Origin of the sequence: Vibrio sp. 1S139 (assembly GCF_041439475.1) — a bacterium.
Taxonomy (GTDB): domain Bacteria; phylum Pseudomonadota; class Gammaproteobacteria; order Enterobacterales; family Vibrionaceae; genus Vibrio; species Vibrio crassostreae_C.
In genome coordinates this window covers 1-24,762 of sequence record NZ_JBGOOD010000024.1, presented here as the reverse complement: position 1 = coordinate 24,762, position 24,762 = coordinate 1, and the positions used below count along the sequence as shown (strand labels likewise).

At 45.8% G+C, this 24,762-nt stretch carries 18 protein-coding genes, 1 pseudogene and 1 riboswitch; of the genes and pseudogenes, 11 read left to right on the top strand and 8 right to left on the bottom strand.

What is annotated here, in order from left to right; translation table 11 throughout:
* Positions 1 to 216: 216 nt before the first annotated feature.
* From ACED46_RS10165 to csdA, 3 genes are all read left to right on the top strand, one after another.
* Positions 217 to 999, top strand: coding sequence for an outer membrane protein OmpK (locus tag ACED46_RS10165; RefSeq protein WP_017059903.1), 783 nt, complete (start codon positions 217 to 219; stop codon positions 997 to 999).
* Positions 1,000 to 1,109: 110 nt separating this feature from the next.
* Entirely contained in the window at positions 1,110 to 2,003 is an 894-nt protein-coding gene (panE, locus tag ACED46_RS10160) for a 2-dehydropantoate 2-reductase (protein ID WP_371721379.1), read from the top strand.
* Positions 2,004 to 2,090: 87 nt separating this feature from the next.
* A complete protein-coding gene (csdA, locus tag ACED46_RS10155; protein WP_371721378.1) occupies positions 2,091 to 3,302 on the top strand; it encodes a cysteine desulfurase CsdA in 1,212 nt (403 codons plus the stop codon).
* 62 nt (positions 3,303 to 3,364) lie between these two features.
* Here csdA and csdE read toward each other — a convergent pair whose 3' ends face one another.
* From csdE to ACED46_RS10135, 4 genes are all read right to left on the bottom strand, one after another.
* Positions 3,365 to 3,793, bottom strand: a complete 429-nt coding sequence (gene csdE, locus ACED46_RS10150; protein WP_371721377.1) for a cysteine desulfurase sulfur acceptor subunit CsdE — start codon at positions 3,791 to 3,793, stop codon at positions 3,365 to 3,367.
* Positions 3,794 to 3,830: 37 nt separating this feature from the next.
* Positions 3,831 to 4,640, bottom strand: a complete 810-nt coding sequence (gene tcdA, locus ACED46_RS10145) for a tRNA cyclic N6-threonylcarbamoyladenosine(37) synthase TcdA (RefSeq protein WP_017059899.1) — start codon at positions 4,638 to 4,640, stop codon at positions 3,831 to 3,833.
* A gap of 113 nt (positions 4,641 to 4,753) precedes the next feature.
* Positions 4,754 to 5,866 (bottom strand): murein transglycosylase A, encoded by a 1,113-nt coding sequence (gene mltA, locus ACED46_RS10140; protein ID WP_017059898.1) that lies wholly within the window; start codon positions 5,864 to 5,866, stop codon positions 4,754 to 4,756.
* Positions 5,867 to 5,947: 81 nt separating this feature from the next.
* The gene (locus tag ACED46_RS10135) at positions 5,948 to 6,421 is read right to left on the bottom strand and encodes a DUF2850 domain-containing protein (protein WP_017064193.1); all 474 of its coding nucleotides are present in this window, start codon (positions 6,419 to 6,421) and stop codon (positions 5,948 to 5,950) included.
* A 161-nt stretch (positions 6,422 to 6,582) separates the two neighbouring features.
* On the opposite strand from ACED46_RS10135, the gene argA reads away from it, so the two are divergent.
* The gene (gene argA / locus ACED46_RS10130) at positions 6,583 to 7,920 is read left to right on the top strand and encodes an amino-acid N-acetyltransferase (protein ID WP_017064194.1); all 1,338 of its coding nucleotides are present in this window, start codon (positions 6,583 to 6,585) and stop codon (positions 7,918 to 7,920) included.
* 292 nt (positions 7,921 to 8,212) lie between these two features.
* Entirely contained in the window at positions 8,213 to 8,404 is a 192-nt protein-coding gene (locus ACED46_RS10125) for a hypothetical protein (RefSeq protein ID WP_046224581.1), read from the top strand.
* 81 nt (positions 8,405 to 8,485) lie between these two features.
* Here ACED46_RS10125 and recD read toward each other — a convergent pair whose 3' ends face one another.
* The 4 genes from recD to ACED46_RS10105 form a co-directional block, all read right to left on the bottom strand.
* Positions 8,486 to 10,696: an exodeoxyribonuclease V subunit alpha gene (gene recD, locus ACED46_RS10120; RefSeq protein ID WP_017064195.1), complete on the bottom strand. Its 2,211-nt coding sequence runs from the start codon at positions 10,694 to 10,696 to the stop codon at positions 8,486 to 8,488.
* The gene (gene recB, locus ACED46_RS10115) at positions 10,696 to 14,370 is read right to left on the bottom strand and encodes an exodeoxyribonuclease V subunit beta (protein ID WP_371721376.1); all 3,675 of its coding nucleotides are present in this window, start codon (positions 14,368 to 14,370) and stop codon (positions 10,696 to 10,698) included. The genes recD and recB overlap by 1 nt, the downstream gene beginning before the upstream one ends.
* Positions 14,371 to 14,779: 409 nt before the next feature.
* A complete protein-coding gene (gene recC, locus ACED46_RS10110; RefSeq protein ID WP_371721375.1) occupies positions 14,780 to 18,256 on the bottom strand; it encodes an exodeoxyribonuclease V subunit gamma in 3,477 nt (1,158 codons plus the stop codon).
* A gap of 127 nt (positions 18,257 to 18,383) precedes the next feature.
* On the bottom strand, positions 18,384 to 19,334 hold the full coding sequence (locus tag ACED46_RS10105; protein WP_371721393.1) for a TDT family transporter: 951 nt from the start codon (positions 19,332 to 19,334) through the stop codon (positions 18,384 to 18,386).
* A 208-nt stretch (positions 19,335 to 19,542) separates the two neighbouring features.
* Here ACED46_RS10105 and ACED46_RS10100 point away from each other — a divergent pair, with 208 nt between their 5' ends.
* The 6 genes and pseudogenes from ACED46_RS10100 to dapD all read left to right on the top strand — a co-directional run bounded on the left by ACED46_RS10100 (position 19,543) and on the right by dapD (position 24,594).
* Positions 19,543 to 20,439 (top strand): LysR family transcriptional regulator, encoded by an 897-nt coding sequence (locus ACED46_RS10100; protein WP_371721374.1) that lies wholly within the window; start codon positions 19,543 to 19,545, stop codon positions 20,437 to 20,439.
* A gap of 88 nt (positions 20,440 to 20,527) precedes the next feature.
* Positions 20,528 to 20,821, top strand: coding sequence for a YebG family protein (locus ACED46_RS10095; protein ID WP_008223840.1), 294 nt, complete (start codon positions 20,528 to 20,530; stop codon positions 20,819 to 20,821).
* Positions 20,822 to 20,976: 155 nt separating this feature from the next.
* Positions 20,977 to 21,061: riboswitch (Fluoride riboswitch) on the top strand.
* Between the two features lie 194 nt (positions 21,062 to 21,255).
* A complete protein-coding gene (locus ACED46_RS10090) occupies positions 21,256 to 21,948 on the top strand; it encodes an iron-sulfur cluster assembly scaffold protein (RefSeq protein ID WP_017071044.1) in 693 nt (230 codons plus the stop codon).
* Positions 21,949 to 21,973: 25 nt separating this feature from the next.
* Complete coding sequence (locus ACED46_RS10085) at positions 21,974 to 22,963, top strand: GGGtGRT protein (RefSeq protein ID WP_065584394.1); 990 nt, start codon at positions 21,974 to 21,976, stop codon at positions 22,961 to 22,963.
* A 197-nt stretch (positions 22,964 to 23,160) separates the two neighbouring features.
* Positions 23,161 to 23,304 (top strand): annotated as a pseudogene (locus ACED46_RS10080) (MarC family protein); the annotation flags it as partial.
* A 258-nt stretch (positions 23,305 to 23,562) separates the two neighbouring features.
* Positions 23,563 to 24,594 carry a 2,3,4,5-tetrahydropyridine-2,6-dicarboxylate N-succinyltransferase gene (dapD, locus tag ACED46_RS10075; RefSeq protein WP_017059885.1) on the top strand — a complete coding sequence of 344 codons (1,032 nt, stop codon included), beginning with the start codon at positions 23,563 to 23,565 and terminating at the stop codon, positions 24,592 to 24,594.
* The last annotated feature ends 168 nt before the right edge of the window (positions 24,595 to 24,762 follow it).

Here is a 24,762-nt window from a genome sequence, read left to right as displayed (position 1 = left end):
ACAAAATCAATAGAATTAGAGGTGCATCAAGATGCATTGCCACATTAAAGTTCCATCATTTAGATCATTAGTGTGATCAGCTTCACCTTAATAATTGTAATTTTCACTCCGTCTCACTTTTATTTGAGAACAAAATCGCTATTATGCTCGGCATTCGGACATCATAAACACGCACGGATTAGCGGGTTACTTATTTCAAACATAGAGAGTTCCATTATGCGTAAATCACTTTTAACTCTTGGCCTACTTGCAGCAGCATCTGCTCCAGTAATGGCGGCTGATTATTCTGACGGCGACATCCATAAGAACGATTACAAATGGATGCAATTCAACCTTATGGCTGCAATTGACGAACTTCCAGGTGAGTCTTCACATGATTACCTAGAGATGGAATTCGGTGGCCGCTCGGGAATCTTCGACCTTTATGGCTATGTTGACGTATTCAACCTAACGTCTGATCCAGGCAGCGATAAAGCTGGTGCTGAAAAGATGTTCATGAAGTTCGCTCCTCGTATGTCTCTAGACGGACTTACAGGTAAAGATCTTTCTTTCGGTCCAGTTCAAGAGCTTTACGTATCTACACTTATGGAATGGGGTGGTAACTCTGGCGTTAACACTCAAAAAGTTGGTTTAGGTTCTGACGTAATGGTTCCGTGGTTAGGCAAAATTGGCCTAAACCTTTACGGTACATACGATTCAAACAACAAAGATTGGAACGGTTACCAAGTTTCTGCAAACTGGTTTAAACCTTTCTACTTCTTCGAGAACGGTTCATTCGTCTCTTACCAAGGTTACATCGATTACCAATTTGGTCTGGAAGACAAGTACTCTTCTGCAAGTAACGGTGGTGCAATGTACAATGGTATCTACTGGCACTCAGATCGTTTTGCTGTTGGTTACGGCCTAAAAGGTTACAAAGACATCTACGGTATTAAAGATACTGATGGATTCAAATCAACAGGCTTCGGTCACTACGTTGCAGTAACTTACAAGTTCTAATCGAACTTCTAAGAAAGTTTCCTAAATGGCACCCTCGGGTGCCATTTTTTATTGCTTTCATTTAATGCCTCGCTATCCTTGCAGCATCACTTTCTTATCTCGGTATTGCTGTGAACATCACTATTGTTGGGCCAGGGGCCATCGGCTCTTTATGGGCAATAAAACTGCTTCAAGCTGGTCATAATGTGTCTTTGTGGAGTCGTTCCACAGATAACTCAATTGACTTATCACTTGATGGACAAGCTTCCCTTTCCTTCAGTAACAACAATATCGAAAAGCTATCAGCGAGTGACTTGGTTATTTTCACGGTCAAAGCTTGGCAAGTAGCAGAAGCCACGACTCCGCTCCTCCAACATCTCGACCCAGACACCATTCTCATGTTCATGCACAATGGAATGGGCGCGGTCGATAATATTGCTACTCAAGTCGATGGTTACCCCGTTGTATTGGCGACCACGACTCAAGCCGCATTCAAACCCAGCCGTAATCATGTATCTCATACAGGGTTAGGCCACACCCAATTGGGTGCTTTTAACCAAGTCGGTCAGCAATGCACGTTTTTAGTTGATGTCCTCAACCATGCCCTGCCAGAGGTAAGCTGGAACCCTGAAATAAAAACTGCGCTTTGGACTAAGCTCGCGATTAACTGTGCCATAAATCCACTCACTGGGCTCAAGCAGATTAAGAATGGCGAACTTGCTGATCACCAATTTGAGGGGGTGTTGCGTTCGATAGTTCAAGAACTGACAGAAGTGATGCAAGCAGAAGGGATCGCCTGTTCATTCGATGAATTAGCAGCAAGCGTCAAACGCGTCATCCTAGCGACGGCAGAGAACTACTCTTCAATGCAGCAAGATATGTTTTATCAGCGTAAGACAGAGATCGACTTCATCACTGGACACCTAATAAAAACAGCGCTTAAACATCAGATAGAAGTTCCTGTTAACCAAAAGCTGTTCAATCAGGTCAAAGAGCAAGAAAATAGCTGGAATCATCAAGATTAGTCAGCAACGGTCAACAAGTCGCGATAAAATAACAATACCGCTAAGCATAACGCTGGCACCAATTTCCAAGATTTTAGGTAAGAATAGATGCTTGATATCAATCACATCCGAGAGCAGTTTCCTGCGCTATCACAAACCATCAATCAACAACCATTGATTTACTTAGACAGCGCGGCAACGACACAAAAACCTCAGGTAGTTATTGATGCCATTAGCCAATATTACTCCAAACAAAATGCCAATGTTCACCGTGGTAGCCATAGCTTAACAGCGAACGCGACCAGTCAGTTTGAAGCTGCCAGAGATAAGGTCGCTCAGTTTATCGGTGCAAGCTCTTCAAAAGAGATCATCTGGACTCGCGGTGCAACCGAAGCGCTCAACCTAATTGCTCAAACGTATGCAAGAAGTACCCTTCAGCCTGGCGATGAGATCTTAGTGAGTGAAATGGAGCATCACGCTAACATAGTTCCTTGGCAAATTGTGGCAGAACAAACCGGGGCTAAAGTCGTTAAAGTACCGATGACACCGGATTGCGAATTTGACCTAGTCGCGTTTGATACGCTTTTAAATGAACGAACCAAGATTGTTGCATTAGCTCAGGTAACCAACGTAACGGGTTCTCGTCAGCCAATTGAAGCTGTCATAGAAAAAGCACACAAGATGAATGCGATTGTTGTGGTCGATGGCGCGCAAGGCATCGTCCATGAGCCTATTGATGTTGCAGCTTTAGGTGCGGATTTCTACGTATTCTCTGGACACAAGCTCTATGCCCCTGCGGGCATCGGTGTGCTTTACGGCAAGCTTGAATTGTTAGAAGCGATGCCACCTTGGCATGGTGGTGGCAAAATGGTCGAGCGCGTCTCTTTCTCTGGCACTACTTTTTCAGAACTGCCAGGCAAATTCGAAGCGGGCACGCCAAATGTGGCAGGAGCCATAGCACTAAGCACCGCAATAGAATGGTTAAGTGGTTTTGTACAACAAGATGTCGAAAATCATATCCACCAACTACAACACGAGACTTATCTTGCTCTCAGTAAACTGGATGACATTCAGATTTTAGGGTATCAACCTAACGCAAGTGTGATTACTTTTGTGATGGATGGTGTTCACCATCAAGATATAGCGACACTGTTGGATCAGCAAGGGATCGCGGTACGTGCAGGGCATCATTGTGCTCACCCATTGATGGATGCGCTTAATGTAAAAGGAACGGTTCGAATTTCATTTGGTATTTACAACAACATGGATGACGTTGATAAGCTTATCGTTGCGATAGAAAAAGCTGTTGATATGCTGTAGCGAGATTATTTAGGGTTGGCGTTTAGCGTCAACCCTTTTCGTTTCTGTGTATCTAAGAGATATTAAGCACTTAGCTCTTGGATTTGAGCAACGATCGCTTTTAATCCGTTCCCGCGAGATGGGCTAAGGTGGGTAATTAGACCGATTTGTTCAAAGTAACCATCAATATCGAACGCTTGAACCTGCTCTGATGTTTTTCCATCATACGCAGCCATCACTAATGCAATCAGACCGCGAACGATACGCGCATCAGAATCAGCACAAAAGTGCCAAACACCGTCGATATTTTGAGAAACCACCCACACTTGGCTTTCACAGCCAGAGACAATCACCTGCTCACTTTTCAGTTCATCAGGCATCGTTGGCAGTTTCTTACCCCATTGAATCACTTGGCGATAACGGTCTTCCCAGCCGCTGAATGTCTGCATCTTCGCGACGATATCATCACTGGTAATTTCAGTGCCGAATGGAGAGCTTGGGAATGTGGTCATTTTAATATCCAGTCGATTGTTAATTGAGTAAAAGACGTTACTTAGCGTGCTTTTGAATCAGCTTTTCAACGATACGCGAAACAGCTACAAAACCAAACGTCGCCGTTACAACTGTTGCCGCACCAAAACCCGTCGCACAATCCATACGTTTTGGACCTTCTGCTGTCGCTTTCGCAGCACAGACACTGCCGTCAGCTTGAGGGTATTTCAGCTGTTCAGTTGAGAACACACAATCGATACCAAACTTACGTGCTGGATTCTTAGGGAAATTATGATGACGACGAAGGGTATCTTTTAGCTTCTTCGCGAGCGGATCTTGAATCGTCTTCGTCAGATCAGCCACTTTGATTTGAGTCGGATCGATTTGACCACCCGCACCACCAGTGGTGATCACCTTAATTTTGTTGCTACGACAATATGCCAACAGTGAAGCCTTAGCTTTCATGCTGTCAATCGCATCTAATACAAAGTCGAACTCTTTCGACAGGTATTCAGCCTGATTGTCTGGGCCGATGAAGTCGTCAATCAGGTTAACTTTACACTCAGGGTTAATCAGCTTAACGCGCTCTGCCATCACTTCAATTTTGCTTTTACCAACGGTACCCGACATTGCGTGGATCTGACGGTTGATGTTGGTCACACACACATCATCCATATCGATCAAAGTCAGCTCACCTAAACCAGTACGAGCAAGCGCTTCAACCGCCCATGAACCTACACCGCCAATACCGATCACACACACGTGTGCTGCTCTAAGTATGTCGACTTCACTATTGCCATATAGGCGACGGGTGCCACCAAATCGTTGGTCATAGTTTTCTGAAGCTGGAGTGGTCAATTCACGCATTGTTGCCGCCAATTTATTTCTGAGAAAAAGAAAAGAGTGCGTTTTATACGCACTCTTGAATAAAAAGTCTAGGGGATTAGCGATTCGCTTTCAATGCCCTATTTTATTGTAGCTTACTCAACCTTTTCAGGAGGCAAAGCCCAAGGCGCTTCAGTTGCGCTGCCATCTAAACCGAGCTTCCACACACGACCAAAATGCTTGTAATGGCCCGCTTCTGTACCCGCTCGAGGGCCCATGCCGTGGTAAAGGTCCAAATGGTTTTGCTTAACCGCGCCGCCCGTATCCAAAACCAATAGCAGTCTTAGTTGATGAGCGCCGCTCCAAGTACCATCAGCATTCAGTAGTGGAACCTCAGCAAGAATCGGCGTCCCCATAGGCAAGATAGAGCGATCGCCCGCAACCGCCGCCATCGGTAATAGAGGAATGCCCGCGCTGCCCATTACCGATAGGTCGTCTCTCGCTTCAAAGAAAACGAAAGAAGGGTTTTGCTCAAGCAGCTCTTTCACTACTTCAGGATCGTTTGCCAATACCCACTCTTTGATTGCTTTTAGCGACATTTTTTCGCGTGGAACTAAGCCTCGTTCAATCAGAACACGGCCAATGCTCACATAAGCTTTATTATTCTTACCCGCGTAGGCGAAATACTGCAGCGTGTCATCATCACCGAAGTGCACAAATCCACTGCCCTGCACTTCCATCATAAATGGGTCGATGCGGTTTGCTGAATAACCTAGCTCAAGGCCTTGACCTTCTAATGCGCCGTTGTAAATCTCTTCGCGTGTTGGACACTCTTTGCCACACTCAGGAAGCCCGTAAACAGGGTAACGGTATTCTTCATTCGCTTCGTGGCGCAGCTCCATCACAGGAGAAAAGTAGCCCGTGAACAAAACATTGCCTTGTTTATCACCACCACCTAGTTGAGCGGTTTGAACGCCAAAATTCGCTAGCTCGCTTGGATCTCCACTCAGCATCGCCCACTCATTGAGTTGTTGATAAAGCGGCTCATAGATTTTAGCCATCGAAGGGGATTTAGAAACCACCATCTCAGCTTGTTCTGCAAATGCGGTGTAGTCTCTTGGTTTATTGGATTCAACCTGATCGACCTTATTCAAGGTGCGAGGAAATTCGTCATCAAGGTGTTGCTGAGCAAGATCAGTGGGTTGAGCACAGCCAAATAACAAAGAGGCAGCGACAAGGGGAAGCCATTTTTTAATCACAAGAGTCATCCTAAAAATTCTATGCATCGAGGATGACAAAAACAGTCAGATAACACAATCTTAGATTGTAAGAGTTTACAAGAAGATAACCTATCGGACGGAGTTATCGATATGGCCCTTAAGGCGGAAGATGGGATTGTAGTGACTGTCAGAATCGAGCACCATTTCTGTATTGTCAGAATTGGTCATGCGGAAGCGATAGGTTTTATCACCCGCCTTGTATTCAAAGTAGTTTCCATCAAAGTCAAAGCTCGTCGAAACAACAGACCCACGAACTGACACACCATTAGCATTCAGAACAAACTCATCGGTCGCATAATGTGCAACATCTTGCTCTATCCAAGTGCCGTATATCAGATTGTCGGGCGTCGCCGCATTTTGCACTCGGGAAAGCACATCGCCGAACAAAGAAACCACCGCAAACGAACCCACTAAGGCTAGAACCATTAAACAACGTTCAATGATCTTACGCTTCAACTTAGATTGATTGCGCTGATCAGCTTCGCTGTAGAGACCTTTGGTTATCTCATCGATTTTGTTCTTTGTTGCTGGAGCTTGTTGCATTCGGTGACTACTCATAAGGATGCTATGCGCATTCTACACTGAGACAGTTTATATATTGAAGCCTAGATAAGAATAGTTTGCGCTTTATTCCAAAAAGGTGTTGTTTACATTTGAATTTAAATGCTAAATTGTCGAATAAATAAACAAAATGGACTTGTTCTTTGAAATTAAGAAGTACAGCGCTAGTAAAAGGTTTCAGACAATCAACCCCTTACGTAAATGCTCACCGTGGCAAAACCATGGTCATTATGCTGGGAGGCGAAGCCGTTGCCGACAGGAACTTTGGTAACATTATTAGTGATATAGCCTTGCTCCACAGCCTTGGAGTAAAGATTGTTCTCGTTCACGGGGCAAGACCGCAGATCAACCAATTGCTCGCCAAGCAAGATTGCCATACGCCTTATCACAAGAATATTAGGGTCACTGATGAATATTCTTTGGGCGTCGCTATGCAGGCTGCTGGACAGCTTCAACTTGCCATCACCGCACGCCTCTCAATGAGCTTAAACAACACGCCGATGGCAGGCACTCAACTCAATGTTATGAGTGGTAACTTCATTACGGCTCAACCGCTTGGCGTGGATGACGGTACGGATTATTGCCACAGCGGGCGTATTCGTCGAATCGATATCGAAGGGATCAATCGCACGCTTGACCAAGGTTCAATTGTACTGCTTGGCCCTATTGCCAGCTCCGTGACAGGCGAAAGCTTTAACCTACTTTCTGAAGAGGTCGCTACCCAAGTTGCTATTCGTCTAAAGGCCGACAAGCTGATTGGCTTCTGCTCCGAACAAGGGGTAACAGATGAACGCGGTAACGTGCTCGCCGAACTCTTCCCTAAAGATGCCAAGCAAATTCTAGAACGATTAACGGAATCTCAAAATCCTGCCGAAGACATGAGCACAGGAACACTGCGCTTCTTGAAAGGAGCGATCTCCGCTTGTCGAGCTGGTGTGCCTCGTTGTCATCTAATCAGCTACAAGGTAGATGGCGCATTAATCCAAGAGTTGTTCTCTTTCGATGGTATTGGAACCCAAGTAGTGATGGCGAGCGCCGAGCAAGTAAGACAAGCTCAGATCGACGATATTGGCGGCATCTTTGACCTTATTCGCCCTCTTGAAGAACAAGGCATCTTAGTGCGCCGCTCTCGAGAACAGCTAGAGCAAGAAATCCACCGATTTACCATTATTGAAAAAGACGGGCTGATTATCGGTTGCGCAGCGCTTTACGCATACCCGGAAGATCATATGGCGGAGATGGCGTGCGTGGCTATTCATCCTGATTATCGTGATGGCAACCGCGGGCAAATATTACTGGACTACATGCGTCATCAATCGAAGTCTCGTGATATCGACCAAATTTTCGTTTTAACCACACATAGCCTGCATTGGTTCCGTGAACAAGGGTTTTACGAGATCGGAGTTGATGAGCTACCGATGGAAAAACAGGGGCTGTACAACTATCAACGTAACTCAAAAATCTTAGCGTTAAATGTGTAAATAAAGTTTTGGACTAAAATCTCACTTCAAAGGAAAAATAATTGCAAATGTAATCGTTTTCTATATGAAATTTATTAACTATGCACTTTCACTCACACGTATAATTGTATAGAATTTAGACGCTTTAATAATCTTAACAAATGTTTTTATTGGAATTGCCATCTCGATAGTCATGTCGAACTCATTGAGGTGGTCACTGCACGGATTGCTATACCCGTTGACGGCCAGCACGCTAACATTAGCTCTGCTCGTTAATATAAACAGCAAAAAGAGCAAAAAGAGCAATATTGATATGAGAACCATTGTTTGTAACTCGCTGCAAAGTTTTTGGGATATGGCTGATAACCAATTCTTAGAAGGGCTAGACGTACACTGCGTGTTCCCTGTTAGCGAGAATCTAAAAGAGTTTATTTTGAATTGCCAAGCAAAGTACAAGATAAACCACATATCGTTTACTCGAGCGTTTTTAGGCTCTGATTCCTAATAACGCTCAAAGCAACCAAGGATGGTTGCTTTGTGTTTGTCTAGCCCTAAGTTCAAAACCTTCTCTAGCCGTCCATAACGACTAATTCGTTAAGCGACTGCCTAAACCACTCACTCGCTCTGTTTTCACCTTAATCCCACGCTTCAACACATTTGTATCGCTGAACATCATCAGTCGTTTCTTCGCACGTGTAATACCTGTATAGATAAGCTCCCGCGTTAAAATAGGGCTGAAATCTGGCGGCAAGATCATTAAGGTCAGATCAAATTCACTACCCTGAGATTTGTGTATTGTCATTGCATAAGCCGTTTCATGATCGGGCACTCGGCTTGGTAGCACAGCTTTTACGCTGCCATCGGGCAACTCAAAATAGACCTTCAAACGAGGGGTTAAGTCAGGTTGACTAGAACCCGCCTCAAGCATACAGATACCAATATCACCATTGTACAAACCCAAGCCATGATCATTTCGCGTCACCATAACAGGACGTCCGTGATACCACAGCTCATCATTATGAGGGCTCACCAAACGCCTTGCGGCCAGTGCTCTTTCAATTCTGTGGTTGAGGCCTTTAACACCAAAATCCCCTTCACGAATGGAACACAACAGTCGGCATTGGCTGAACAAATCGAGTACCGATTTCGCTCTCGCTTCTTGAGTTTCTAACTCTTCCAACGGCACATTCATTCTATTGAGGTACGCACCATACTCGTTAACCAAAGTACGCAGCATCAGGTTATAGCTGTCACTCGACAGAGGGTGGTTTTCGATATCGCCAAAACCTTTGGCAAACACTTGGTCTACTTGATTCGCAGAACCATTATTGATTGCTTTTGCCAGCTGACCGATACCGGAGCGCGCATCGAAACGATAACTCTTCTGCAGCATACACAAGCTATCCGCAATCGCAGGCGGATTCACCGCTCCAGCTTTGTCTTGTCTTGGTTTAGCTATCGCATCAAAACCTGTCATCTCTGCAATCAAATTGCCTTGCGCTGTGCTGTACCCTGCAGAGTTGAATGAACAGATATCACCGAGCACAGCACCTGCCTCTACTGAAGCGAGTTGGTCTTTATCACCCAATAAGATGAGCCTTGCGTGCTCAGGAAGTGCATCCACCAGCTTATACATCATCGACAGATCAACCATTGAAGCTTCATCCACTACCAAGATATCAAGGTGGAGTGGATTGCGTCGGTTATGCCTAAACTCAGCACGGTTAGGAATCGCGCCGAGTAATCTGTGTAAGGTGCTCGATTCGGTCGGTATGTTGGCTTTCACTTCAGGCGCTAATGGCAGCTGTTCAATTGCTTTACCGATCGACTCGGTTAAACGCGCCGCCGCTTTACCCGTTGGTGCCACTAGCTTAATCGTTGGTGTTTTACCTTGGCTGAGAGATTGCTCGACCATCGCCGACAGTAATTTGGTTACCGTGGTTGTTTTACCAGTACCCGGCCCACCAGAAATCACCGCAAAACGACGACTCAGCGCCACCGCTGCCGCGACTTTTTGCCAGTTCAAACATGCCGATAACGGCACCAAGTCGTCCAACACATCTAAGTCCGTCACCTGCTTAGCTTGTACAATCGCTTGGTCGATTGATCCCCAATCTAAAGCCTGCTCATTCACAATATCAAGATGGTCACACACCAATTGTTGGCGTAATACCTGAGACGTCTGCTGATTTGCTTCAGCCCTGGCTAAGGCGTTAAACAGAAAATGATAGCTACGTGCAAAAAGCAGATTGAGCGTTTCAGTCAGCGCTTTTTTCTGCTCAGTATTGAACTCTACCGGCTTACTTAAACGGTTTAAGGTCTCAGCCAACACAACTTCGTAGTTCCAATAACGCTGTAAATAGACACGCTGCCCATCGAACATTAGAGGCTTAACACAATCGTTGGTCGTTCCCACTAAGTTTGATGATTGAAGCACAGCCACCCAATCAATACCCAACAGTTTTTGGTTCAATTGCAGTGCAGTTTCACCGTATAACCCAAGTAACTGAGCAAGATCTGCCGCTAGTTCAGGGCCTGTCGTATGCTGCTGTATAAGCTGAGTACAAATGTGTCCTTTGCCTAATTCATGGCTCACTACCCCCGCGAGAAAGCCGATCTCTTGAGGGTAGCTCGTGGCTTGCTGAGCAAGAAAACGGGCAAATTGATAATCCAACTGACGAATAGAACCCTTATCCGCAAGAAACTGGAGTACATCCATCAGTTGCTCAGGAATAAGTGAAACTGGCTTTGCTGTGTTCGCAGTATCTATGCCGGTATTAGTGGTCGTTGTTGTCATTATAAAAGCCCCATCTGTCCAGTTTCATCGTCATTCAATTGTGCCGAACGTCTGTCTATCACTTTACCGTCAATCAATTGATCCATTTCATCAAGTAAAGCCAGTGTTGGTTTCGCCGAGAAAATACCTTGCTGAGATTGGCCGTCCATTCCTCGTAAGAACAAGTAGTACACGCCACCAAAATGTTGTTCGTAGCTGTAATTGGCAACGCGGCTGCGTAAGAAACGGTGCAACGCCAATGCATAGATTTGATATTGCAAATCATAGCGATGGTCGGCCATCGCCGATTTCAATGCCTCGCCATGGTAGACAGCAACATCATCTCCTAAGTGATTCGATTTCCAGTCGAGTACATAGTATTTACCTTGGTGCTCAAACACCAAATCGATGAAGCCTTTCAACATACCTTGCACGGTTTGGAAACCTAGATCGCCCGCTTTGGCTGACAATGGATCGTGATATTGAATGGTTTGATTCAGTTCAGATGCAGCCAATACTTCGATCGGCAGTAAGAATTCCATCTCAACTAAACGTTGCGTCGAGTCTTTCTCGCTTAGCTTTAAGTTCTTGCCGTCTAATGCGGTGTTCAGCACTGTATCGACCAGTTGCTGAAGCACAGGTAGCCACTCTAATTCATATTGCTCTGATTCTAATAAGTGAGTGATTACTTGCGTGTTATGTTCACTGGTTGCTGGCTCGGTAAATTCAACCTCCTCAAACAAGGTGTGTAAGAAAGTACCTGGGCGAGCACCACGAGGGAACGTAAAGATAGAGCGTTCAGGCTCAATCAACTCAGACTCATCCTGCTCATCAGCCGAGTCAATATCAAAACCAGACACCTCAATGGTCGCGTCATGACTCGCACCGTGACTGCCCTGTTTGACAAGCCCCGAGTAACTGGTGATACGCCAAGCTCGGTCAATTGAAGCCTTAAGTTCACTGGCATGTAAGTCGTCACTCACTTGCTCTGTTTGTACAAACACCTGTTCATGAGCGGTTGGTGTTTCGGCTAACAGCACACTTGAATTTTTGCCTTCAATTGCCGTTAGAGCTTGATGCAATTCGGTAATACCCTGCTCTTGTCCGTTTTGAACCAAGTAGCCCATCGCACTCAAATGCACGCCTGTCGGTTCTTTGGTTGAACGCCCTTTACGCAGTGGCGCTATACCAATAAAACAGCCATAAACCGCACGAGTCAGCGCTACATAAACCAGGCGCAAATCTTCCGCTAGTCGTTCTTTATCGGCTTGCGCTAAGGCACTGTCGCTGCCAGTAATATCGAGTACTGTGGTGTCTGAATCATGGTCGTAGAACTTACCTTCACTCGCTTCACGATAGCTTGCAACGAACGGCAAAAATACTAAGTCATATTCCAAGCCTTTCGATTTATGAATGGTAACGATTTGAACCAAGTTTCTTTCTGATTCAAGGCGTTGAATGTCGTCGTCACTGCCACCTAAACCATTTTGTGCATCTGAGATTGCTTCAGCCAGCCAACGCAACAAGCCATAGTCACTGTCGAGTTCTTGTCTTGCTTGTTGCAACAATTCGCCAATGTGCATTAAATCAGTGAGTGAGCGCTCACCATTTTCTTCTTCCAGTAAGCGTTCCGCGAGATGTCGTTTACTGATCACGCTGCGAAGCATTGGCAACACGCCGCGCTGAAGCCACAACTTACGATATTCTCTAAACTCGTTAACGACGTTTTCCCACACCACTTCATCGTTGTTGAGTTCATCCAATGATGCGGCATCCAGAGCAAACAACTCCGACGCTAAACTGGCGCGTAATGCTCGGTCATTTTCAGGTGTCAGCACCGCCTGCAACAAACGTTGAATATCTTGTGCGACCAAGCTGGTGAACACACTGTCTCGGTTGGATAAATACACGCTCGCAATGCCTTGTTCCGACAACGCGTTCTTAATCAGACGACCTTCACTACCGGTTCGAACCAAAACAGCAATATCACCCGCATTCACGGCATGTTGTTTTTTGCCGTTATCAAAATAGGCTTGTTGATTTTGAGAAGCGGTCAGAATGGTTTGAATTTGACTCGCCGTCGCCTCTGCCATTGCCTTGTGATATTCGCCCTTTGGTAACGGCTTGTCTTCAGCCTCTTGCAGCCAAAAGGTGAGTGCGTGCTGAGTTTCTCCGTTCATTACCCATTGGCGTTTGTCGGCCGATGGACTGGCAGCAACGGGCAAGAATGGAATGTCTTGATCGTAGATAAACGGGCTATCCGAGTTCATAAAAACTTGGTTTACTGCGCTGACCATATCGGCACTTGAACGCCAGTTAGTGCCTAAGGTGTAGTGAGCACTAACTTGGTTTCTCGCCTTGATATAGGTAAAGATATCTGCGCCACGAAAGCCATAAATAGCCTGCTTCGGGTCACCGATCATAAACAAGCCGCACTGCGGATTATCGAGATAGATTCGGCTAAAAATACTGTATTGCAGCGGATCGGTATCTTGGAATTCATCGATCATTGCAACTGGGTAGAGTGTGCGAATTCTTTCCACCAGCAAGGACTGCTCATCGACATCAATCGACGCAGATAACTGAGTCAACAAATCATCAAATGATAACCACTGCTTTTGCTGTTTCGCCTTTGCTAGCATAGTTCGACAATGGGTAATCGCATGTGCCAGCAATGGAGCTTTCAAGTCGGCTGGGTGATTTAAGAAATCTTCAATCGCTTCGAAAACGGCATGCTGAGGTGCGACGCCTTTTGGTGTTTTTTCAATTAACGTTGCTTGTGAGAACTTCTCTAGTTTATCTGGAAACTGGTAATCATGAGTGTCGCTCTGCGCCCATGCTGTCACAGCTTCTAACCATGTCGGCAGAGATTTCTTAGTGTAGCTACGCTTGTTCACATCCGAAGCAGAGATCAAAGCCAAAAAGTCCGCTTCGGATTCACACCACAGCGCTTTAAGTTGCTTCACTTTATCTAGGTTTTGGTTGTGCAGAGTTTGCAAGTCGCCCGACATCGCATCTACCGTCAATTTCAGCGGAGATCCTGTCAGATAACGATTTACGTCTGCTAATAATGCAGCCGGTGAACCCCAGATATTACGAACCTCACCAGCCAGTTGAATGGGCAGCGGGTAAAACTGTTTACGCCAATAGTCAGCAACTACTTGTGCTTTTAGGTGGCTTTCATCGGTCACAAATTCGTTATCAAAGCGGCTTCCAGACTCAAAAGCATTTTGAGTCAACATACGCTGACAGAAGCCGTGAATGGTGTAGACCGCCGCTTCATCCATTTGCCTTTCGGCATTGAGCAGTGTTTTCGCAGCGCCTGCGTGGTCTTCGATCTCTTGCAACAGAGGCGCAATCACTGGGTCATCACTTTGCCCGCGAGCAAACGCAATGCGTGCATCATGGATTCGTGCACGGATACGATCTCGCAGCTCTGCGGTTGCCGCTTCGGTAAAAGTCACCACCAGAATTTGATCTACGGTAAGTGGCTCATGATGTCGGGTAGCTTCTGTAAGCTCTCCTGTTGGTGCTGCCGTGCCGTGTCCGAGCAGTAAGCGTAAGTACAAGCCAGCGATAGTAAATGTTTTACCAGTACCCGCCGATGCTTCAATTAAACGCGCGCCATGAAGTGGAAACGTCATGGTATTGAGTGTCTGTGGAGCAATTACCTGAACACTGCTTGTGGTCGTCATGCCTTACTGCCTTCTGATAAATATGTTGTTACAAATGTGACCTAGCGTGGAAAACGTCATTCAATTTACGTCCTACGCTGATTTGTTAATAGTTAGTGCGATCTCTCTCACGGATCAATTCGGATCGCCTCGCTACTATGCGCCCACGAGTTCAGGAGCGCGTACGAGTTTTGTACTTTACGGCGTTACTTTGAACCACAGAATAATGGTCCCTCTGACCTGTGGCCGTACAGCGAACGCCCTACACTAATAATGATTTACTGGCGGCCACTTTATTTCCTGTACCTTGCTTCTATTCACCTTGATTCCCTTCATCTTGAAAGCAAGCGTACCAAACGCTTACCAGCGACTCTCTTTTGTCTTTCATTAATTCAGCGCACTCGCTATTGATCTTGTCGATCACAGCCACCTACTCCTGATCTTCCAGATCGGCAGCAGCCAACCTTGCCGCCTGTAGCACAAGCGTTGAATACATACGCGACTCAGTAGCCAATTCATCGTCCCATTTAGACCAGATTCGTGAGATGTAGGTATCTCTACCCTCGCCCGTGAAGGCGAAGCTGTCATTAAAGGTATCGGCCATTTTCTTGAGTGACTTTTCTTCATCATCGACCCACTTACCACGGCTAAAGCCCGCTTCAACACCAGCTAATGCCGTTTTCGGGAAGTATGGCAATGGTGCAGTCATACCTTGATAAAACAGTCGTACTAACTCAGCTAATATACTCTTCGCTTGCTGCGCATCGCCGATAGGTTGTAGCGTTTGGTGAACCACGCCCTCTTTTCTGTCATAGCCAATAATATGGGTCGTTTTTCCGTGTCCCATAACAGCGCAGGATAGATGATCAATCCACGCAGCCAAATAATCTTGAGAGCGTATTTTACCGCTACGGAAACGCACTAGACCTGATTGATAGTTTTGAGTTAACCAACCCATCAAACGAACAGGTTTGCCTTCGCCTAACACATCAAATTCGATATTCACTTCGAGATCTTGTTGCGGTGAGCCGCTCACAAATCGAATCTCTTTGGCTAAGTCTTCCGCTTGAACACGGTTGGTTTCAAATTCGATATCACCAAAAGCGCCAACCGGTAATCGGCCCTGTGCTTTTTGTTCAGAGACAAACAGTCGTACCGCTTCATCTGCGCCTTCAGGATGGTCCAGCAACACTTGCAGCAGCGCATCTTTAAGCTGGAAGCTCTCTAGCCCATTGAGTACGAATGGTTCATCGTCTTCCATTACCGGAAGAGGTGGCTCAAACACCACTTTGAGACGGCGATTAAAGAAGTACTGCACTGGCAAACGCCAAAAACGCTGTAACTCAACCAGATCCAATTCCAGTGGATAGCTCGCACCAAGTAAATAATCATCCAATGCGCGATTGAATTCACCACTGCGTTCGCCAGAACGATTTGCCGCAGGTAGCCACTCTTTGGCGTAGCTCAATACATGGCTTGCGTCACCTTGCGTGAAAGCTGCAGGGCTGAACGGTGTCATGGTGTGTTCAAAGCTGATCGCTTGAGTCAGGTTGATGCCTGAATCATCACTTGGTAGCGCTTGGTCTTCGCTTAAACAGTAGTTCTGTTGGCAGTACTCTATCAGCTCTGAAACGAGCACCGATGGCACTCGCTCAGTATTATCTTGAATCGAACGGCCGACATAACTGATGTATAAACATTCTTGCGCTGACAGCATCGCCTCCAAGAAAAGATAGCGGTCATCATCACGACGAGAACGGTCACCCGGACGAGTGCGTCCGTTCATTAGATCAAAACCTTCTGGCGGCATTGAGCGAGGGTAAACACCATCATTCATGCCTAACAAACAGACGGTTTTGAACGGAATAGAACGCATCGGCATCAAGGTACAAAAGTTAACTTGGCCAGCTAAGAATCGCTGGCTAATACGCGCGCCAGATAACTTATTATTGAGGTACTGGTAGATAATGCTTGGCGACAACTCTTGTTCATACAAGGCATCATCAAGCTGTTCATTCAGTTGCGAAAGTGCATCGCGAATCGATTTGAGCACCACCTCGCCTTCCAGTTCAACCGCAAAGAAATCATCAATCATTTGCAGCAAGGTTTCACGCCACATATCGATAGATTGTGTTTCAGTTAAACGCTGGCGGTAATGGGCAATACGATCGATAAAGTGCGCTAACTTACCCGCAAGTTCAGCGTTAATACCCTGAACTTCGTTATAAGCGGCAATCGGAGAGTGTTCAGTTTCAAACAAACCTGCCGAATCCGACATCGCATAACCCAATAACATACGTTGAATACCAAATAGCCAAGTATTTTGCTCGGTCGCAGGCAAGTCAAATTCGGTTGCGGTAGAAGAGTCAACGCCCCAACGAATACCCGCTTCTTCAACCCATTGCTTAGCTTGCTCAAATTGGAACTCATCAATACCAAAGCGTGCCATCATCGCTGGGATTTCTAATAACTCTAGAAGTTCAGAAGCTAAACAGCGCGTGTTTGGTAGCGCGACTAGCTGCATGAACGCCGTCAAAATTGGGCTCTCTTGATCTGCGGTTCTATCCGAGATCGAGTAAGGGATGTAACGCTCACCCGGAGCATTACCAAATACCGCCTGAATCGCTGGGCTATAAGCATTAATGTCAGACACCATCACGATGATATCGCGTGGTTTCAGGGTCGGGTCGGCATCAAACATCGCCAATAGCTGGTCATGGAGAACCTCCACCTCGCGCATTGGGCTGTGACAAGCGTGTACCGTCAACGAACGATCGCCCAGCTCAACCACTTGTTTGTGGTTGCTGGAGTCTAAGATGTGATCGTCTTGGTGCTCTTCTAACTCAAGAATATCGGCTTGCAGTTGATGCAGCAGGCTGTCTCTCTCGACATCAATAAAGAACTCATGCTCTTCGCTGTCTGATTGAGACAGCAAGAACAGGTTATCTCTGCCCAATTTACCCATAGACGCCAACAAGCTATTACCGACAGCTTGGCTAGTATGCAGTTCATCTTCAACGTTGGCTTCAATGCCATCTTTCAAAGGTGATACTTCACCTTCTAGCTGAGGTAAACCATCAACCAACGCAAACTGCTTACGACGCTGCGCTTCAACTCTTGCCAAGTATTTACGATCGCGAATATCGCCCCAATAATGTTGGCAAGGGTTGGTAAACATCAAATGAACATCAATCTGCTCACCAAGTGCTTTCAACGCATCCATATAACGAGGAGGCAGCGAAGAGATACCAAACACAAACAGACGCTTAGGTAAGTGTTGTAGCTGACCTTGTTGATTGGCTAACGCTTCAATAAAGTCGTGATACAAGTTACCACGGTGATACTTCGATTGGCCTTGAGACAGGGTTTGCTCATAGAGTGTCTTCCACAAAATTGGCTGCCAAGGATGTTCTTGTTGCCCCCCATCATCAATTAACTCGGCAACGGGCTCTCCCGCTTCCCACATCGCCATCCACTCCGGTCGATACACCAAGTAACCATCGAAGATGTCGGCAATTTTCTCTGCCAATTGGTACAACTTCGAATCATCTTCGTCGTTTTCAAGGTAGCGTTGTAGAGGTAAAAAATCAGGGTGGTCAAGCTTAGCGGGTAACAAACTCATCAGCTTCCATGTCATCGCTTCCTTGTTAAAAGCACTGCGTTTAGGTACATCAGGAAGCACTTGGGTAAACATATCCCAAATGAAGGTTGCTGGAAGAGGAAAGTCTATATTTGCTGCTACACCAAACTCTTTGGCGAGTTCCATCTTAAGCCATTGAGACATACCTGGGCTCTGAACCAAGATCTGCTCTTTTTCGAAAGGGTTGGCTAAAGGATCACTTTTGATTAAATGAACGAGAAGGATTTTTAAAGTATCGACTTTATTGGAATGGTAAACAGTAAACAAAGTGCACTCACGCTAATCTTGCCACAATATAAAGCCAGATTAGCATAAGTGCCGAGTTTGGATTAGGAATATAAGCTTATGAAATACTGAAAACTTAAGCTCCGTTTATCTTTTGAACTATTGCTTCTTACAATCTACTGCCTACCGCGCTTAGAACACGGTGAGGTTTGTAATTCATGTAATAACGAACCGCCACATAACCCACTACAAACGTTGCCACAATCAATTCTAGATACGCTAGGCCAAACACTTGATTGATGTAATGCGCTTCAATACCTTGTGCTTGCATCCACGCAGCCAGTTTGAACAAGGCTGTTGCACCAATCACGATTGGGAAGGTAAACGCTGCATAACCAGGGCTAAATGGAAGACGAAGTAGTTTGAAAAACGCCATATAGATAATGAACGTCATCAACACTGCAATACCAAATAGTAAACCAATGATCACAGGTGAAGGGTTAGCAGTAACGGTTAAGTAACCCGCCAAAGATAGGCTTGCCGGTGCTGCCATAATCGCAATCGTTGGTTTTGCAGCATCTGGCACTTCGTGAGAGAAGATCAAACGGTAAACCATGATTGGTAGCATTACTGCGTAAACCAATAAGCCGAATACCAAAGTCGCGTTCGCTACTGGCTCTAAAACTGGATTACCAGAAAAAGAAACGTCAGCGACGATAATACCGATCGGTGGCACAAACCAGCTTGGCACCATGTGGTGAATCTCAAAGTTTTTAGCTCTGTGGTACAAAAAGCTCATTAGAAACACAACATGCAAAGCCACAGAAGCCAACCACATAGCTTCTTGTAAGAATTGAGAGATTGGCGCCAAAGACGCTGACACCACCATGCACCCCATTGCAAATGTTGGTACCACACTGCCGACAACAGGGTGAGCAAGATCTTCACGCAATAGGTGACCATGAATCAAAAATTTCACAGCTAAAACAAGAAGTAATACCGCCGCAATGCCAGCACTGATCCACTGCACCAAACTCGGTGTGTGTAAGATACCTTGTGCGACTAGAACACCATCCCAACACCAGCCTAAGCTTGCAATTGCGAGTGCTAACCCTGCCATGGGTGTTGGAGCTCCTGTTAATCTATATTTAATACGTTGAATCATGTCAGCCTCTCTTAAACCTAATTCACTAAACTTGTGAACTCATCAGCTTGTTGAAGCCATAATACGCTTGCGCTTCGTTAAACAATATCCAATTATATATAACAAGTGTTCATCAATACTGAACAGAATCCATTTTCACCAGCAGAGTAAAACTAGGAATCTGATGGCTAATATTTCAATAAAACAGCTCAAAGTGTTCGTCACTATTACTCAGCACTCGACATTGACTGCTGCCTCTGAGGCTCTGTTTCTGTCTAAAGCTGCGGTCAGCATGGCACTAGGCGAAATGGAGAAACAACTCGGCCACTCTCTATTTGACCGGGTCAACAACCGATTAATTCTCAACCAAGAGGGACATAAGTTACTTCCATTGGCGGATGAAATATTACATCGTGCTGCTGGTATTGATGTTTTGTTCCGTGATGATCAGCCTTTAAGTGGCAATCTAAAGGTCGGCGCGAGTGACACGATTGGTAATCAGGTCGCACCGTTTATTTTGTCAGGCTTTCGCGAACGAACTCAACATCAGGATCAAAGCTTATTCATTTCAAACAGTGCACTGATCTGCCAAAAGTTGGTGGATTATGAACTGGATATCGCGCTAATTGAAGGAAAAACATTACACCCTGAACTCATTTCGAGTCAGTTTAGCAGCGATGAAATGTGTATTATCGTTAGCAATCAACACCCTTTAGTGGCAAAAGACAAAGTAAATTTAAGAGATTTAGAAGGCAGCCACTGGATACTGAGAGAATCTGGTTCAGGCACTCGCGAGTTCTTCCTGCGTGCCGTCGCTCCTCGCATCGAACACTGGTATGAGTCATTTGAGCTCAATACCACCGAGGCGATCATCAATTCGGTTTCCGCCAATCTTGGTTTCGCGTGTTTATCACGACTGGCGGCGCAACGAGCGATTGATTCAGGCCGGGTGAAAGCGCTCGATGTGCCACTTGATATGAAACGCCGATTCTGGATGCTGGTCCATAAAGACAAATATCAAAGCCCACTGCTGAAATCTTTCATGAGTTATTGTGAAGACTGGGCGGCACATCAAGATTGAGGCCGCATAGTACGGGCTCCAACTGGACTTTTAACATCAGAAACTGTATAAAAAGCCAGTAAAATTTATCAAACTTAGAGGATTAACCATGGCTGTTATCGTCAAGTACGTGGTGGAACGCAACGGAGAAGAGAAAATGACTTTTACCTCTAAAGCCGAAGCTGACGCATACGACAAAATGCTGGATATGGCTGATGAGCTTTTTGAACTGTTAGGCAAAAGCGATTTAGTTGAAGATGAAGGCAAGCAAGAAGAACTTGCAATGTACCTAGCGAAGAACAAAGAAGAAGTTCTTTACGCATTAGGTGCTAAGCGTAAGCCAGCTCCGAAAAAAGCTAAGAAGCTTGAAGCTGTTGAAGACGCAGAAGAAGATGCAGCTTAACTAGCTGATACCTTTCTAAAAAACGTCAATGACGCCTCTAATCAGAGTTCGTTATTGGCGTTTTTTTATACTTATCGAAATATAATGAAGCTTGTTTATAGTCGAAATCGCTCTAAACATTCGCTTGCATGAAAGTGTGAGGAAGATCTAATCTATAGCCATCAGGTGATGGGGTTCCACCTAAGCTTTTGCTTCAACCGCCCGTTCTTTCCGAACAGTGCTAATGACTCCTACAGAATCGAAAACAGGTAATACTGTTGGACGTATCGCTATTCCTCCATTTTGAAATGGACTTAGTCTATTAAGACCAAGTTCCATGACACCTTTGGATTATCGATACTCAAGATCTGTAGTGAATTAGCCGCACCTCTTCCAACACGTCCTGTTTTCTCAACGCCCTAGGCCTTAAATGGCTCTATAAGTGAGAAAACATTATGCACTACTCTTCAGAAATTCAATCAATGTGCCCTATTCAAAGGGGTGATCTTCACAATTCAGCTCCAATTCCAGTTGAAGGCGCAATGGTTAGCCCAAAAGATGTCATCGCTATTTCTGGCTTAAGCCACGGTGTTGGCACTTGTGCACCACAACAAGGTGCTGCAAAACTGACTCTTAACGTAAAAAACGGCATCATCGAAGAAGCATTAATCGAAACGATTGGTTGTTCAGGTATGACTCAATCTGCCGCGATGGCTGCGGAAATCCTCACTGGAAAAACCATTCTAGAAGCGCTGAATACTGACTTGGTATGTGACGCGATTAACGTCGCGATGCGCGAAATCTTCCTGCAGTTTGTTTACGGTCGAACTCAGTCGGCTTTCTCTGAAGGTGGCCTAGAGATCGGCGCAGCACTAGAAGACTTAGGTCAAACACAGCGCAGCCAAGTTGGCACCAGCTACTCAACCGCAGCAAAAGGCGTTCGTTACCTAGAGCTTGCAGAAGGTTACGTAACCAAGCTTGCACTTGATGATCACAGCGAAGTGATTGGCTACGAATATCTCAACCTCGGCAAAATGATGAAGGCGATTAACCAAGGCGTGCCAGCGAATGAAGCGGCCGACCTTGCGACAGGGACTTATGGTCGCTTCGACGAAGCCGTGACCACCATTAACCCACGCCAACAATAATTTTTGCCAATAAAAGAGGAAAGATATGATGAACACTCAATTTAATGAATCAGTAACTCGCGTATTGGCAGAAATGAACTTCGACTCTTTAGAGCAAGCAAACCAATACTGTTTATCACATAATGTCGACCCAAAAGCATTAGTGATGGACACTCAACCTATCGCATTTGAAAGCGCAGCTGACGCTTACACTCTTGGTGCAGCATTGGCTCTGTTCCGTAAAGCGAACAACGCAGAACAAGCAGCGAATATCATTGGTGAAGGCCTTCAAGCATTCACAAAACCCGGCAGTGTTGCGGAGCAACGCCAAGTCGGTATCGGCCATGGCGCACTGGCTGCTCGCCTTCTCAATGAAGAGAGCCACTGCTTTGCTTTCCTTGCAGGCCATGAGTCTTTTGCTGCTGCAGAAGGTGCGATCAAGATTGCACTGAACGTGAACAAATCACGCAAAACACCATTGAAAGTTATCTTGAACGGTCTAGGTAAAGATGCCGCTTACCTAATCTCTCGCATCAATGGCTTTACTTATGTTCGCACTCAATTTGATTACCAAACGGGTGAGCTAGTTGAAACAGAACGTCGCCGCTTCTCACAAGGCCCTCGTGGCGAGATCTTGTGTTACGGCGCTGATGATGTACGTGAAGGTGTAGCGATCATGCACAGAGAAGAAGTGGATGTGAGTATCACGGGTAACTCAACCAACCCAACACGCTTCCAACACCCAGTAGCGGGTATCTACAAAGCAGAACGCACTCGCCAAGGTTTGCCATACTTCTCAGTTGCTTCAGGTGGCGGTACAGGTCGAACATTGCACCCAGATAACGTAGCAGCAGGCCCAGCGTCTTACGGCATGACCGATACCATGGGCAGAATGCACGCTGATGCTCAGTTCGCAGGTAGCTCTTCAGTTCCTGCTCACGTGGCGATGATGGGCTTCATCGGCATGGGCAACAACCCAATGGTCGGAGCGACGGTTGCATTGGCTGTGGCAGTGAGTGAATCTCAACACGCATAACGACAAAGTGAGTCCCACAATCTGCCTGTTATGTAGAGTCTGTTAGTTGAGAATCAAGCAATAACGGACGACTAAAACTCTACACCTATCACTAAAACCAAACAGCCAGCCTTATGCTGGCTGTTTTTTATTCACACTTGCTCTACTATCTATTTCTAATAATTATTTGTATCTAAGATTAAATACATTCTGCTGTCGTATTTGGCGAGCGCTTCGTTAAAGCCGTTGGACCAAGCGCACTGAACGTGATTACTCGAATGATGGGGTTGATACTCGCGGTAATCGGTATGCAGATGTTGATTGAAGGGATTGAGCAAGCTTATAAGGCACTGTTTATCTAAAGAGGGGATTCACAGGAGAATGTTGATTAACGCACCAATCAATTTGTGTTGATCTGCAGTGTTTTCTCATTGCAGAAAACTATCTCTCAAAAGACAAGCAATATCATTTTACAGACTTTATCCCGATACGCCCTTTCATAACGAGGGCGCTCTCTTTATGATGAACGCAATTAAATTAACTTTGCTAACGGCAGCGCTTGTTATTCGAGCCGTTGTTTTGGAATAGCAAAATCAAGACTCAACACATGGAGATTCAACATGGCTTATTTTTCACTAGCCTTCGGTACGGCAACCAAAAATCGCGACAATAAAATCATTGAAGCGTTCTTCCCTAACCCGCTTCTAAACCCAAGCGACGCTCTTGTAGCAGCTGTAGCTGAAGTGTCAGGTTACGCTGAAGGCAACCAAGCTATCGAAATCTCTGCTGCACAAAGCGCAGAACTGGCGAAAGCATTCGCAGCAAACGATGATGCAGCTAACGCATCTTTCGCAGAAAAAGCGGCAGCGTCTGAACAGCCACTTGTTCTTGTTGTTCTTGCTACTGACGAGAAGCCAGCATCAGTTGCTGAAGGCTTCCTAAAGCTACAACTTATCTCTAACCGCCTAGTACAACCACACGGTACGGTACTGGACGGCATCTTCGGTCTACTGCACAACATCGCATGGACAAACGAAGGCCCTATCGACCTACCTGAGCTGGCTGAGCGTCAAATCGAAGCTCGCCTTGCAGGTCGTGCTCTGTCTGTAGATTGCGTAGACAAGTTCCCTAAAATGGTGGACTACGTAGTACCAACAGGTATTCGTATTGCTGACACTTCTCGTGTTCGTCTTGGCGCACACGTAGGCGAAGGCACAACAGTAATGCACGAAGGTTTCATCAACTTCAATGCTGGTACAACTGGCGTGAGCATGGTTGAAGGTCGTATCTCTGCGGGTGTTGTTGTAGGTAACGGTTCAGACATCGGCGGCGGCGCTTCTATCATGGGTACTCTGTCTGGTGGCGGTACGATGGTTATCTCTATCGGCGAAAACTGCCTACTAGGCGCAAACGCGGGTCTTGGCTTCCCTATGGGTGACCGTTGTACAGTTGAGTCTGGTCTTTACGTGACTGCGGGTACTAAGGTTCGCATGCTAGATAAAGAAGGCAATGAAGTAGAAATCATTAAAGCTCGCGATCTTGCTGGCGTGTCTGATCTTCTGTTCCGTCGCAACTCAATCACAGGCCAAATCGAGTGCCTAGCGAACAAGTCTGCGGTTGAGCTAAACAGCGAGCTGCACAGCAACAACTAATCTAAGCACTAGATGCTAGATGCTAGATGCTAGATGCTAGAAAATAATAAGCCGCTGGGGTTCAATCCAGCGGCTTTTTTGTATGTTCTGGGAATCATTATTGCCCCATTACCTATATGGAATCCACGTATTTACAAAGTGATTTAGCAATTAAAGTTAAGATGCGGT

Excerpts from the sequence above, each read along its gene's own strand:
- ACED46_RS10125 (WP_046224581.1), top strand. The coding sequence starts at position 8,213 with ATGAGAACCATTGTTTGTAACTCGCTGCAAAGTTTTTGGGATATGGCT.
- ACED46_RS10095 (WP_008223840.1), top strand. The coding sequence starts at position 20,528 with ATGGCTGTTATCGTCAAGTACGTGGTGGAACGCAACGGAGAAGAGAAA.
- recD (WP_017064195.1), bottom strand. The coding sequence starts at position 10,696 with ATGACAACAACGACCACTAATACCGGCATAGATACTGCGAACACAGCA.
- ACED46_RS10100 (WP_371721374.1), top strand. The coding sequence starts at position 19,543 with ATGGCTAATATTTCAATAAAACAGCTCAAAGTGTTCGTCACTATTACT.
- dapD (WP_017059885.1), top strand. The coding sequence starts at position 23,563 with ATGGCTTATTTTTCACTAGCCTTCGGTACGGCAACCAAAAATCGCGAC.
- csdE (WP_371721377.1), bottom strand. The coding sequence starts at position 3,793 with ATGACCACATTCCCAAGCTCTCCATTCGGCACTGAAATTACCAGTGAT.
- mltA (WP_017059898.1), bottom strand. The coding sequence starts at position 5,866 with ATGACTCTTGTGATTAAAAAATGGCTTCCCCTTGTCGCTGCCTCTTTG.
- ACED46_RS10085 (WP_065584394.1), top strand. The coding sequence starts at position 21,974 with ATGATGAACACTCAATTTAATGAATCAGTAACTCGCGTATTGGCAGAA.
- csdA (WP_371721378.1), top strand. The coding sequence starts at position 2,091 with ATGCTTGATATCAATCACATCCGAGAGCAGTTTCCTGCGCTATCACAA.
- tcdA (WP_017059899.1), bottom strand. The coding sequence starts at position 4,640 with ATGCGTGAATTGACCACTCCAGCTTCAGAAAACTATGACCAACGATTT.
- ACED46_RS10165 (WP_017059903.1), top strand. The coding sequence starts at position 217 with ATGCGTAAATCACTTTTAACTCTTGGCCTACTTGCAGCAGCATCTGCT.
- recB (WP_371721376.1), bottom strand. The coding sequence starts at position 14,370 with ATGACGACCACAAGCAGTGTTCAGGTAATTGCTCCACAGACACTCAAT.
- ACED46_RS10105 (WP_371721393.1), bottom strand. The coding sequence starts at position 19,334 with ATGGCAGGGTTAGCACTCGCAATTGCAAGCTTAGGCTGGTGTTGGGAT.
- ACED46_RS10135 (WP_017064193.1), bottom strand. The coding sequence starts at position 6,421 with ATGCAACAAGCTCCAGCAACAAAGAACAAAATCGATGAGATAACCAAA.
- ACED46_RS10090 (WP_017071044.1), top strand. The coding sequence starts at position 21,256 with ATGCACTACTCTTCAGAAATTCAATCAATGTGCCCTATTCAAAGGGGT.